The sequence below is a fragment of the Paenibacillus naphthalenovorans genome, from assembly GCF_900099895.1.
GTDB lineage: Bacteria > Bacillota > Bacilli > Paenibacillales > NBRC-103111 > Paenibacillus_G > Paenibacillus_G naphthalenovorans.
This window is the reverse complement of the sequence record NZ_FNDY01000028.1, coordinates 16,381-29,586: the sequence shown is the minus strand read 5'-3', so window position 1 is coordinate 29,586 and position 13,206 is coordinate 16,381. Positions and strand designations below refer to the sequence as shown.

Sequence of the window (13,206 nt, the reverse complement as noted above, 5' to 3'; positions counted from 1 at the left end):
CCCTCCAAATGTGATTATGGTTTACCCGGAAGTACGATTTCGACCGAAATCGGCTCCTCGGTCGAAACGGCTGTTTTTACCGTTCTGCTGCCAAGATTTGCCGCAGAGCAAACCAATGCATAATTGCCCGGTTGTACGTCAGGAAACCAAAAATGTCCGTTGTGATTGGTTTGAGCGCTGCGGAGAACAACCCCGGACATATCGATCAAATGGACATGGGCGCCAGGAACTCCGCGGAGAGGATCGGTTTGAACAACAACGTTTCCTTTCACGGTCGTAACGGATGGAACCGGTAGCTCCCGCTCCGTATCGAATAACTCCCGGAAACGGACGGTTAATCGGTTGATAAAATCCTCTTTCCATTCCATTGCTTTATTGTTGCTGATCGCTTCTTGATACACCTGGAACGTACGTTCGGTCATCACCTGATCATTCCATACCTTATGAGCAAATGCTTTGGCTGCGTTTGACAATCGCTCACGTAAAGCGCCGTCTTCTACCAGAAGAAGAAGCTTTTCATACAGTTCATACGCATTCCGGGGGCTCACGAAAAATCCGTTATTGCCGTCTTCAATCATTTCTGCGATGCCGCCTACTCTGGAGGCCACCACCGGCTTCCCTGCACTTTGCGCCTCTATAATGGAAAACGGGAGATTATCCTGCAATGAAGGAAGCACGACAATGTCGGCGGATGCCAGGAGCTCCGGCACATCGGAACGCTTGCCCAGGAGCTTTACATGTTCATGAATGCCGAGTTGATGGATCTGTTTCTCCAAATCCTCCTTCATGAGGCCGTCTCCAATGAGCCAGCAGACGACGCCTTTCCGTTTGCGCACAAGCAAGGCCATCGCCTCGAGGAGATATGTTTGACCTTTAATGGCAACTAAGCGGGCGGGACAGGCGATAATGATGGGTTGAGGTTCCCTGGATGTGACATTTATTTTCAAACGGGCAGGCTGAGAACGTTGAAAGGCATGTTGATCAATACCATAAGGGATGATATGCGTATTCGCATGGGAAATGTGGAACGAGGACAGTCGGTCAACAAGCCAGCGGCTCGGCAAGATCAAGGAATCCGGAGACATGCAGCCAAAATACTCTTCTAAAGCCAAATACTCCCGCTCGATCATCGAAAGATAACGGGCCTCGTTATTTTCTACCCACTCGGTCGTCAGGCAGCCGTGAATCGTCGCGACCAGAGGGATGTTGGCCGGCTTTACTCTGCTCAGGACAAGCGTCGAATAAATATCCTGCGTATGAATCACGTCATAATGGTCAAGCCGGGTTTGCAGGCACGCCAGCTGGAACGCATATTTCTCGCATTCCCGCCGAAACATCCATGGGGTAAGCATCGCCGGGCTTTCCTCGTAATGGCTCAAAACGATAGGCTGAGCCTGCCGGATGAGAGAGCTTTTTTTGAAGGTTAGACTATTGTTCAAAAAATAGTAATGAGTCATATCAGGATGCTGGGCAAGGATGTCCACTTCATGACCGGCTTGTTCAAGACATTTGGCAAGGATGGTCACATATGTGGATACTCCGCCGACATGCGGCAGATGCCAGTATGTCGCGATTAATATTTTCATATCACAGTTTCTCCCCTCGCCGTACCGTTGGCGGAGTGATTTTTTGCCATCTAGGCAATCCAAACGTTTCTTTCCGTTTCCTGATCTTTCCGGCATTACGATCTAGCGCGCATCGACATAGAATAGAATTGGCCTCATAGAACAGACTATGATTGCAGGTGAAGACATGCTATAGATAGCGGCTGAGTTTTTCTAAAATTGGTTTGCGTTACAACCGGGACAATTCATACTCCTCCAGCTGCGGCCATCCTATCCGGCATCTCCGCCCAGAAGAGGAAACGAAAACGCCGTTTTTCATCTGCCGCCGCCGACGACGATTTTTTCTGCTAACCCGCAGCGCGAATGAACAGCTTCGTGTATTCATGCCGCTCTTCGTGCAATATTTGGTCAGCTTGAAACTGATCTACGATTTGTCCGGCTTTCATCACGATAATCCGGTTACTGATCATGCGGACGGCCGTGAGATCGTGGGAAATAAACAAAATGGACATGCCGAGCCTGGTTTGCAAGCTTTTCAGCAGCTTCAAGATTTGGGCTTGTACAGATACATCCAGGCTGGAGGTCGGCTCATCGCAAATCAGCAGCTTGGGATTCAAACTGATCCCGCGGGCTATCGCCACGCGCTGTTTTTGCCCGCCGCTCATCTCATGCGGATACCGCTCCAAGTAATTTCCGGACAGACCGACCATCTCCAACAGCTTGGCCGCCGTTTCTGGTCCGGAGTGCCTTACATCGGCCAGAAACGGCGGGATCACCTCAGGGAAATTATCAAGCGGCTCCATGATGGAACGCCAGACGGGAAGCCGCGGGTTCAGCGAAGCCGTCGGGTCCTGAAACACGACTTGAATATGCTTTCTCATCCTGCGCATGGCTTTTCCTTGAAGACCGGCAAGGGATACCCCCTGGAATCGGATATCTCCGCGGTCGGGTTTGTCCAAAGCAAGCAGCAGCCTTCCCAGTGTACTTTTACCGCTGCCGCTTTCGCCGACCACGCCAAGACACTCCCCTTCTCCTATTTGCAGGGAAACTTGATGTAAAGCCGCTACCTTTAACACAAAGATATTTATGTAATTATTACGATTATAAAACGTAATAATTATGCATATCGGATACCTCCTATGCTTCATTTGATGAAGAAACTGAAATCTCAATCAATAGTAATTATTACACATAAAGAGCATACGGGTTCTTATCTTTTTTTGTCAATATACTAAACGATGTTGGGATAGGAGCTGATATAATCACAATGCCAGGCTTCTCCCGCACACCGTCCCTTTAATGTTTAAAAAGTGGAGCAGCTGCCGGGGCATACTGCTCCACTCTCGCTTCCCGTATGTTTTGATGCCGAAAGACTCCGGCTTGGCCACCCGGTCATCCTGCTGCCGTTTACGATCACCCCAAACTTCACGCGACTATAATGTCGTTGAAACCGGCATTTCCAATAAGTAAAGCTTATGAAAATTATCCAATATGCTGTGAAGCATAGCCTCGGAGTCTTTATGCCGGTACGTTTGCAGACTGATCTGCTCCTTATTTTGAATATACTGAGCGTCTATTAATTCAGAAGACCATTCCGACACCATGGTTTCAATACATTTCGGCGTGGATTCAAGATGAAACTGTAAACCAAGTACACGGTCGCCGTAAGCAAATGCCTGGTTCTGACATGCCTCCGAATAAGCGAGGTGCAGTAATTCAGAAGAAAGCTCAAATGTATCGCCATGCCATTGAAAGGAATAGAAGCGATCGGGCAAGTCCTTCATCAGAAAGTGGGATTGACCTGTCCGAAAAACCGGATGCCAACCAATTTCTTTTTGTTCGTTTTTATATACTTTGCCCCCCAGAACCTCCGCTAACAGCTGGGCTCCAAGGCATATACCCAGTACCATTTTTTTCAGATGAACAGCTTTTCGGATAAAAGCTTTTTCCGCGGATATCCAGGGATGTCTTTGCTCATGATAAGCACTCATCGGACCGCCAAGGATAACTAATAAATCAAACGAAGAAACATCGGGGAAACGGCGGCCTTCAGAGGGCACAAAAGTTTCAACGTAACCGTGATGAGTCGATGCCCATGTCACAAAACATGACTCATCGTCAAAAGAAAAATGTTTCAGCAGAAGCAAACGCATAGAACCGCCCCTTTTTAGTGCATTTTACGTTATGTATTATAACACTAAAAAAGTTAGATATCTATCCTTCGACATAACTACCCGTTTTACCCTCTCATTCTACTAAATCATTTGCTGCGTCCGGGCCGTATTGTCATTTATTGGTTTATAGCACCTGTTCTATTGAGTTGATGCCGGTTCACACAATGGGCCGGTTCTTTGCCGTTTAATACGGCAATGATTTCGTCTGCGGCTCCTACAGCCATTCGAATTAAAGCGTCTTTCGTATGAGCGGCCATATGAGGAGTGACGATCACTTGCTCCAATTCCCATAACAGGTGCTGCTTCGGCGCAGGTTCGTCTTCGAATACATCCAGCCCGGCGCCCGCGATGTCACCCGATTGGATGGCATGATAGAGGGCTTCCTCATCCACCAGTCCGCCTCTTGCACAGTTAATGAGATAAGCTGAATTCTTCATTTTCTTCAACGCTTCCGCATTAATAAAATGGTGCATCTCCGGCAAGTAAGGAAGGTGAAGTGAGACAAAATCCGATTCCGTTAAAATCGTCTCAATGGAATCGACCAGACGAACGCCATCCAAATGAACCTCTTTTACATACGGATCATAAACGATGGCGTTCATGCCTAAACCTGAGGTGCATTTGTTCACGACCAGCCTTCCGATATTGCCGTAACCAATCAATCCTAACGTCTTTCCCGCAAGCTCGGATCCGATAAAAAGGTTACGAACCTCAAAACGCCCTTTTCTAAGCTCTTTATCGGCTTTAACGATATGGTGGGCAAGGGCAATCATCATTCCGACCACATGCTCGGCTACAGAGTTGGTATTAGACCGGGGAACGTTCGTAACGAATATCCCTTTCTCCGAGGCAGCCGCCATATCGATGTTATCCACCCCGATCCCGTGTCTGGCAATCACCTTCAGCTGAGGACATTGCTCGATCACCTGACGGCCAATTTGCGCAGTCCTTATGAGAATCGCATCGCAGTCTTCCGGAACCTCCAACAAGCGGTCATCGACAGGCTGCTCCGGATAAATCACTTCCAGACCCGCTTGCTCCAATCTTTCCAATCCTTCCTTGGCGATCGGTTGGGCCACCATCACTTTATAACGTTTCATGGGTTATCAAATCCTCTCTGCTCATTTACATCTCTACATCGCTGGCAAGCATTCCCCTTTTCTTCTTCACCACACTGATGATACTTCCAGCCAGAACGACCAGGGCCACGATCATAAGAACCGCGGATATCGGTCGTTCAAAGAAAATCATTAACGAACCTTCCGACATCGCCAGGGATTGAAGTAAGGAGGTTTCGATCAGCGCTCCGAGTACGAAGGTCAATACGGTTGCCGCGATGGGAATATCCAGCTTTTTCATAAAGTAGCCGATGATTCCGAACATAAACATGACCCCGACATCCCATAAGCTGTTGTTAACGCTGTACACACCCAGAATAGAAATGATCAAAATGATCGGGAACAATAACTTATAAGGAACCAAAGCGATTTTGGCCCACATTCCGGCCATCGGAAGATTCATAAATAACAGGATCAGGTTACCTATAAACATACTCGCGATGACTCCCCAGACGAAATCCGGGTTGTTCTGGAATAATTGGGGACCCGGCGTCAAGCCGTGGAGGATAAAAGCGCCTAAAATGACGGCAACTGTTGGCGAGCTTGGGATCCCCAGCGTAAAGAGCGGAATCAGGGCTGCACCGCTATAGGCATTGTTCGCGGTTTCCGGTCCTGCCACACCCTCAATGGCTCCTTTTCCAAAACGGGTGGGGTCTTTCGCCATTTTCTTCTCCAGGGAATACGACATCAGTGACGCAATGACCGCATTAGCGCCCGGGATCAAGCCCAATATAAAACCTAACCCTGTACCGCGCCCGATCGCTTTCATCGTCGGCGCCCATTCCTCTTTATTTGGGAACAGTCCCTTGACCTTCGGCGGCTTATCCACTTTCATGGCGTTTTCGGCGTTTAGCAAAATCTCCGAAATCCCAAAAAGCCCCATCGCAATGGCAACAAAATCAAAACCATTCAACAATTCCATTTGGTCAAAGGTAAAGCGAATCGATGCGGAGACAGGATCCATTCCGATCAGGGAGAGGAGAAGTCCAATAATCGCCGCAATCATACCTTTGACCAGCGATCTTCCCATCAAACCGATGAGCATTAACAATCCTACCATCATCAAAGCAAAAAATTCAGGCGGACCGAAACGCAGCGCGAAATGAGCAAGTGGCGGACCGACAAAAGCAAGTCCCAGAATCGCCGCCGTCCCCCCGATAAAGGAGCCTATGCCGGCCACTCCGAGCGCAACGCCTGCTCTTCCCTGTTTAGCCATTTGATGACCATCAAGACAGGTAATCACCGACGCCGCTTCCCCGGGGGTGTTAATTAATACGGAGGTGATAGTCCCCCCGTACATCGCGCCGTAAAAAATTCCGGAAAGCATGATAATCGCCGACATCGGGTCCAACCCGAAGGTAAGCGGAATCAGGATGGCCGTACCTGCCGTCGGGCCTAAGCCCGGCATAACTCCGACAAGCATCCCTATCGTGACGCCGACCAAGCAATATAACAAATTCCATCCGGAAATCGCATGTTCAAAACCAACGAACAAATTCGAAAATAGTTCCACGGCATCACCACCCCCAGGCATTAACCGGTATCGGCACAGACAGCAGTTTACAGAACACCCAGAACAGAATAATCGAAATTCCAATGGAAATCCCAAGGCCGGCGTACCATTGGTACTCTCTTGCCAGCAGAATGAAAAGAAAAAGGGTCCCGGCCATCACAAAGCCAATCGATTTAACGGTTAGTAGAAAGAGAAGAAATGACCCGATGATGGTTACGATATTGATGAAACCCTTCCCTCTCGGCAAAATATCCTTGAACCTGGTAATATGCTTTATGGAATTCATCATGTAAACCACCGAGAGAATGATGAGAAGCCCGCTTAGCCACAAAGGAAGAAGGCCCGGTCCAGGCCCCTCCGGCCCCATATAATCAAACGAAAGAGACATCCAAAAGAACATCAAGCCGAACAGAAAAATGAAGATCGCCGCCCAAACACCGGCATTTTGTCTCATCAAAATCAACCACCTCCTTTGCCGATGATAAGGGCATATCAGCACGCAGCACAGACATGCCCTTTAAGAAAATTACTTGATTAGACCAATGGACTTTGCCACATCGCCGGTCGTCTTGTTCGTTTGAGCAATGATGTCGGCAAATTCTTTGCTATCCGCGTAGGCTGGTTCAAGACCAATCCGGTTGAATTCCTCTTTGATCGATGGATCTGCCATCGCCTTCTTGAACACCTCACGAAGAATATCGACGACTTCTTTCGGTGTGTCTTTGTGAACAACGACGCCGGACCAGGTGTCCAAACCTACAAATCCTTTATCCTTTAAGAATACCGCATCCTTGAAGGCCTCAATTTTGCTTGTGCCGGCGTTAGCGAGTACGCGCACCGTACCGGAGTCCACATGCGGTTTGGCTTCCTGTGTCAGAACGACCGCCCCCTGCACATGACCGCCTAACAAAGCCGTAAGTGCAGGCGCCGCACCGTCAAACGGTACATGCTTGGTTTGGATGCCTTCCAGAATATTGATGCCTTCCATCGTTAAATGCTGAGTATTGCCTGCCCCTGGCGTCCCGTAGGTAAATTTGCCCGGATTTTTCTTCACCCAATCCAGCCACTCGTCATACGTTTTCCAAGGAGCGTCAGCCTTGACCACCAACAGGTTTTGTGCGGAATTAAATCGCGCAACAGGAATGAAGTCGTCTATTTGAAATGGAGTTTTGCCGTAATTGGGTTGAATCGCCAGGTTACCGGTCGTTACGGAACCGATCTTATACCCGTCAGCATTCGACTGCAGGATATCGGCCAGAGCTATCGTTCCGCTGCCTCCCGTTTTATTGGATACGACAATCGATTTGCCACCCGGCATGTATTTGTTGGCAACGTTTGCAACGATTCGCGCAACGGCGTCTGTGCCGCCGCCTGCGGCAAAGCCAACCACGAGTTCGATATCCTTTTTCGGAAAATCGGTTTTGGTCTCTTTGTTCTGTGTTTCCGCAGCTTGCTCAGCACCCGTTGGTTTTGTTTCAGGAGCATTGGAACAGCCTGCAGACCCCAAAACCAGCGCGCCTGTGAGCAGCGTGAATAAAAAGCTTTTCCCGATTTGCATATAAACCCTCCTCAATGGTGTAGTAGACTCTATAGGCTTATCATACTTAATGAAAGCGGTAACAACACATTTTCAAGACGAACTGTTGATATGAAATAACTAAACGATTCATTATGGCGACAAAATCACCACTATTTGACTAAACCGATGACTTTAGCTACGTCTCTGGTTAACTTGCTTGTTCGGGCAATGATTTCAGCAAATTCTTTGCTGTCCGCATAAGCCGGTTCGAGGCCGATGTTGTTGAATTCTTCTTTGAGCAGCGGATCATTCATCGCTTTCCTAAACACATCCCGAAGCGTATCCACGATCTCTTGCGGGGTGCCTTTCGCCACAACCACGCCCGACCAGGTGTCCAGGCCGATAAATCCTCTTTCCCTCAAAAACACGGCATCCGGGTAGGCTTTCGTCGGGGACGTCCCCAAGTTCGCCAGTACGCGCAGCGAGCCGGCATCCACATGCGGCTTGGCTTCTTGCGACAGAACGATCACTCCCTGCACATATCCGTCCAACAAAGCTTTGATCGAAAGCGCTGCGCCGTCATAGGGTACATGCTTGGTTTGGATGCTTTCCAGGATGTTAACAGCTTCCATCGCCAGGTGCTGGGTATTGCCTGCTCCGCTTGATCCATAGGTAAACTGGCCGGGATGCTGCTTTACCCAGGCTAACCATTCATCGTAGCTTTTCCACGGGGCATCGGCCCTAACTACAAGGATGTTTGGCGCGGAGTTAAACTGTGCGATCGGAATAAAGCTGTCGGATGCAAACGGGGTTTTACCGTAGTTCGGCTGGATCGCCAAGCTGCCTGCGGATACAGACCCTAACTTATATCCATCTGGATTCGCTTGCATAATGTCGACAAGGGCATTCGTTCCGCTATCGCCCGGTTTATTGGTTACTCTTATGGTTTTACCGTTTGGCATATACTTTTCTGCAGTCTTCGCCACGATACGAGCCACGACATCCGTGCCTCCGCCCGCGGTATATCCGACAACCATTTCTATATTTTTAAGCGGATAAACCGGTTTAACCATTTCATTCACAGGCTTCGGAGCTTGTGAGCAGGCCGTTGTCCCTAATAGCAGTACAGGAATAAGCAAAGATGATCGAAAGCTTTTACCCATTTGCACGATGTACATCCCTCCCGCATATTTGCTATGTGAAATCCCTGAATGTTAAGAAAAAAGGCTATCTCCAATGTGCAACTTTTTTGGGATAGCCGGCTTAGAAGTCTAAGTATTCACGTATTTCCTTGATATAGGAACGACTGACCGGAACTTTGGAACCGTCACTCAATAAAAGGTTATACGTCCCGTTAAACCAAGGTTCCACTTCTGCTACAAAGTCCGCATTCACGATATACCCCCTATGGGTACGCAAAAAAGGGAAGCTTCCCAGCTTATGGGTCATCTCATATAACGGAGCATCAATCTTGAACCTGGCGTCCACCGATTTCAGTACAACCTGTCGGTCTTCTGTTCCAATATATACGATTTTGTCCATGTCAACCATAATGATTCGCTCTCCTTGCGAGACGGCAAGCTTGTTTTTACGCTTTTGAGATGGTTTAGAATGGGTTAGAGATCCCTCCGCTTTCTGCTGCTCCGTCAGCTTTTTGACTTTCTCAATGGTTTGCTCGATCCGATCCTCCATAAATGGCTTGGTGATATAATCAATCGCATTCAATTCAAATGCTTCCAATGCATGCTGATGAAAAGCCGTAGCAAACACAACCCATGGAGGACGTTTTAGCCTGTTAATTTGCTTTGCAACCTCCAGGCCGCTTCCATCCGCAAGGCATATATCCAAAAAAATCACATCCGGCTCTAATTGTTTAATATCGGAAACGGCTTCCTCCATCGTATCCGATTCTCCTATGACCTTGACTTCTCTCAATCTGGCAAGCAAATATTTAAGTTCATCCCTAGCAAATGGCTCGTCCTCTATCAAGTAGGCTCTCAGCATCCCCATACTCCCCTCCATCTGTTCGTAGAAACCGCAGTTCAATTTGAGTTCCTTTATCCTTCTCACTGCTAATCTTCATGGAAACATTGGCTCCGTAGAGCCCATGCAGGCGTTCATGGATATTATGTAATGCAGTGCCTGTGCCTTTATGAGAATCAACCGCTTTTTTCCCCAATAGGTTCAGTCTTTCCTTATCCATTCCTTTTCCATTGTCTTTGACCTCAATCACTACATGACCTTGGTCATTGTAAACTTGAATATTCACCATTCCTCCTTTCCTTCTGCCTGCAAATCCATGGCTGATTGAATTTTCCACCAGCGGCTGCAGAGTGAAAGGAGGAATTAAGGTTTCCTCGAGTCCGGGTTCAACTTGTATATTTAAACGATAGCGTCCCGGAAAACGGGCCTGCTCTAAGGCTAAATAGGCCTGGACATGCTCCAGTTCTTTCGACAGCGGAATGAATAACTGCCTGGCGCCCTGTAAATTACTGCGAAAAAACGTCCCCAAATCCAACAACAGTTTTCTTGCCAGCATGGCATCGGTTCTGCATATGGAAACTAACGTATTAATGGAATTAAAGAGAAAATGCGGATTAACCTGTGCCTGAAGCGCCTTGATCTCCGCATCGGCAAGCAGCTTTTTCTGCCGCTCTACCTCACCCAGTTCCAACTGGGTAGAGAACAGCTTACTCAATCCTTCAGCCAGCTCTTCCTCCGCAGCACTCATGGAATGCGCCTTTCTGTAGTACAGCAAGAGGGCGGCGATCGGTTCTCCGCTGACCACAAGAGGCAAAACGATGACCATGGCAAAGGGGAATGTCTGCTCCTCCTGTTTGTTCCGGCGCTTAAAAACGACCCTCTGGCCGGACACCAACGCGTTTCGAATTAAGGATTGATGCATCCGCTGGGACACGTATAGTTCTTCCTCGCCGCCGCCAACATAGGCAATGATTTCCAACCGGTTCGTAATACCAATAGCGTCGGCGCCGCTTTGCCTATGGATGATTTTCGCCGCTTCTCTACATGAGGAAGCATGAAGTCCCTGACGGAAATAGGGAAGCGTTTTGTCTGCAATAAACAAGGCTTTATGCGTTTCAAAAGCGCGTGCTTTCGCATCTTCCTTTAGAACGGTCTCCAATATTTGCGCAAAAATCCAAACCCCTAGTGAATTAATGACGATCATGGGAATGGCGATTAAACGTACCAATTGAAACGCTAATATATCCGGCTCGGGGAGAAACAAAAGGATGGCCATATGAATCAGTTCTAAGAACAACGCCACCCATAAGGCCGATAAAGGAGTCACTTTACCTTTTCTCTTCAAATATGCGCCGGCCCAACCAGCCAGTAACCCTAATATAAGGAATGAACCCAGCGTAGCCCAATCGGCGAATCCGCCATATAGAAAACGATATCCTCCAATGACCAGGGCAATTCCCAAACCGATCACGGGACCTCCTAATAGCCCCCCCATGATCGTGGCTACGGGGCTGGTGTTGGCGATGGAAGAGTGACCATTGCTGGTTCCCCAATTCCATGCGGTAAGCGCGAGATGATCCGTCATGATATGGATTCCTATGTAATGGCTTACAATTCCAAATAAGGAAAATACCGAAAAAATGATCAGTTTACTTTGTTGATTTAAACCCTTTTGAAAAATAAGGTGAAAGGATTTGATCCGGGTCAACAGAAAGGCAATGGTTACAATCATCGCCATGTTTTCCGCTAGCTGACGCAGTAATTCCCACATGATGAATCACCTCCTTAGCTAGTAACCAATCGGAATCCTATAAAGCGCTTCCATAAAACCTGCTAAGCATTTCTCATTTACGGTAGAGGTAACTCCGGAAACGATCGTCCCTTTACGAGGAACTATAATTTACAAATTTATAGATGTCAATCAGATATTTAACTGATATATCTGAATTCATATTAATTCTAATGATCGTGCGATGTCAATAACGATTTTATAATAAACAAATAACCCACGATGGCACGTGGGCTGTTCAGGGGATATTTTCTTGCACTTCATCAACAACACAAGAATCCGTTAAGTGAATGCCATATGCTCCATTACTTCTGGAGTTCCTTGACATATAAAACCATTGCCGACATATCCTTATCTCCATGTGAGCTTTCTTTTGCCTGTTGAAACAAAGATGTGATTGGCTTCCCTACAGGCAGGTTTATATCATTGTCTTCGGCCATTTTTTGTACCAGCGTCAAATCTTTAAACAGCAGCTTCAAAGCAAACCCCGCTTGAAATTGATTTTGGGCAATGAAATTCGTGTAGTGTCTCTCAAAAATCCGGCTCTGCGCATAGCTTGCATTTAAGATGTCGAACATCAATGGCCCGTCGATGCCCATTTTTTCTCCAATGATGAACGCTTCGCTGGCTGCTTGCGTATGAACGCCGACCATGTATTGATTGATCAATTTGATAATCGTTCCGCTGCCTACAGGTCCGGTATGATAAATTTGTTTCCCCAGCACTTCAAACAAAGGATATACCTTATGGAATACTTCCTTTTTCCCGCCGACCATTATGCTTAATGTTCCGCTCTCTGCTCCGAAATTCCCTCCGCTTACAGGCGCGTCCAAAAACTCTATCCCCTTCTTCGCGGCTTCCTTCTCTATTTTATGGTTCAGGTCCGGAGATACCGTGCTGAAATCGATCAGGATTTGTCCGGCATGTCCGTTGGCTACGATCCCGTCGGAGCCGAGGAAAACCTCCTCCACATCAGCGGGAAAAGGCAAACAGGTCATCATCACATCAGCAATTCGCGCTAACTCGGGAAGCGAATAGCCCGTCTTCCCCCCGGCCTCGGCAAAGAGCTGCTCGCGGCCCTTGCTGCGATTCAGCCCATACACTTCATAATTAGCCTTAACCAAGTTTTTGGACATGGGCAATCCCATATTCCCGAGCCCGATGAAAGCAACCTTCATATGTTTCCCTCCTGTGGTTTGTTCAGAATACGCTTACGTAAAGGGTCCTATAAACCGGAGTTCATAGGACCTTGCGAGAAGCTTTTACGATTCGGGAAGAATCGCCTCCGTTACCATTTCCCATTCATGGATCTCATAACCTCTTGCCTGGTGAATCACATAAGGGTCCTGTTGGACGATATGCCTGACTTCCTCTTCCGAATCGGCTTTATAAATGACCAGACCTCCGGCTCCGTCCAAGAATCTGCCATTGGCAAAAATTTTTCCTTCCTTGCGCCTGATCGCCAGATAATCAAGGTGCTGCGGACGGTATTCCTGGCTCTTTTCCGGACTAAGCATCGGTAAAAAGACAGCAAAATATTTCAAT

Annotated in this window: 12 protein-coding genes; all 12 read right to left on the bottom strand. The window is 47.8% G+C overall.

Annotated features, from left to right (window positions below; all coding sequences use genetic code 11):
• Window positions 1-14 precede the first annotated feature (14 nt).
• Window positions 15-1,586, bottom strand: coding sequence for a glycosyltransferase (locus tag BLT35_RS20250; RefSeq protein WP_074729609.1), 1,572 nt, complete (start codon window positions 1,584-1,586; stop codon window positions 15-17).
• 326 nt (window positions 1,587-1,912) lie between these two features.
• The gene (locus tag BLT35_RS20245; protein ID WP_437438537.1) at window positions 1,913-2,641 is read right to left on the bottom strand and encodes an ABC transporter ATP-binding protein; all 729 of its coding nucleotides are present in this window, start codon (window positions 2,639-2,641) and stop codon (window positions 1,913-1,915) included.
• Between the two features lie 357 nt (window positions 2,642-2,998).
• Window positions 2,999-3,718 (bottom strand): type 1 glutamine amidotransferase, encoded by a 720-nt coding sequence (locus tag BLT35_RS20240; protein ID WP_062408266.1) that lies wholly within the window; start codon window positions 3,716-3,718, stop codon window positions 2,999-3,001.
• 137 nt (window positions 3,719-3,855) lie between these two features.
• Window positions 3,856-4,839: a hydroxyacid dehydrogenase gene (locus BLT35_RS20235; protein WP_074729608.1), complete on the bottom strand. Its 984-nt coding sequence runs from the start codon at window positions 4,837-4,839 to the stop codon at window positions 3,856-3,858.
• A 25-nt stretch (window positions 4,840-4,864) separates the two neighbouring features.
• On the bottom strand, window positions 4,865-6,370 hold the full coding sequence (locus BLT35_RS20230) for a tripartite tricarboxylate transporter permease (RefSeq protein ID WP_074729607.1): 1,506 nt from the start codon (window positions 6,368-6,370) through the stop codon (window positions 4,865-4,867).
• Window positions 6,371-6,374: 4 nt separating this feature from the next.
• The gene (locus BLT35_RS20225; protein ID WP_054817244.1) at window positions 6,375-6,824 is read right to left on the bottom strand and encodes a tripartite tricarboxylate transporter TctB family protein; all 450 of its coding nucleotides are present in this window, start codon (window positions 6,822-6,824) and stop codon (window positions 6,375-6,377) included.
• A gap of 72 nt (window positions 6,825-6,896) precedes the next feature.
• Window positions 6,897-7,928 carry a Bug family tripartite tricarboxylate transporter substrate binding protein gene (locus tag BLT35_RS20220; RefSeq protein ID WP_074729606.1) on the bottom strand — a complete coding sequence of 344 codons (1,032 nt, stop codon included), beginning with the start codon at window positions 7,926-7,928 and terminating at the stop codon, window positions 6,897-6,899.
• 131 nt (window positions 7,929-8,059) lie between these two features.
• Entirely contained in the window at window positions 8,060-9,052 is a 993-nt protein-coding gene (locus BLT35_RS20215; RefSeq protein WP_254777634.1) for a Bug family tripartite tricarboxylate transporter substrate binding protein, read from the bottom strand.
• 100 nt (window positions 9,053-9,152) lie between these two features.
• Window positions 9,153-9,893: a LytR/AlgR family response regulator transcription factor gene (locus tag BLT35_RS20210; protein WP_074729604.1), complete on the bottom strand. Its 741-nt coding sequence runs from the start codon at window positions 9,891-9,893 to the stop codon at window positions 9,153-9,155.
• Window positions 9,853-11,643, bottom strand: coding sequence for a LytS/YhcK type 5TM receptor domain-containing protein (locus tag BLT35_RS20205; protein ID WP_074729603.1), 1,791 nt, complete (start codon window positions 11,641-11,643; stop codon window positions 9,853-9,855). The genes BLT35_RS20210 and BLT35_RS20205 overlap by 41 nt, the downstream gene beginning before the upstream one ends.
• 323 nt (window positions 11,644-11,966) lie before the next feature.
• A complete protein-coding gene (locus tag BLT35_RS20200) occupies window positions 11,967-12,839 on the bottom strand; it encodes an NAD(P)-dependent oxidoreductase (RefSeq protein ID WP_074729602.1) in 873 nt (290 codons plus the stop codon).
• A gap of 84 nt (window positions 12,840-12,923) precedes the next feature.
• The gene (locus BLT35_RS20195) at window positions 12,924-13,205 is read right to left on the bottom strand and encodes a YciI family protein (protein ID WP_054817236.1); all 282 of its coding nucleotides are present in this window, start codon (window positions 13,203-13,205) and stop codon (window positions 12,924-12,926) included.
• Window position 13,206: the final 1 nt, after the last annotated feature.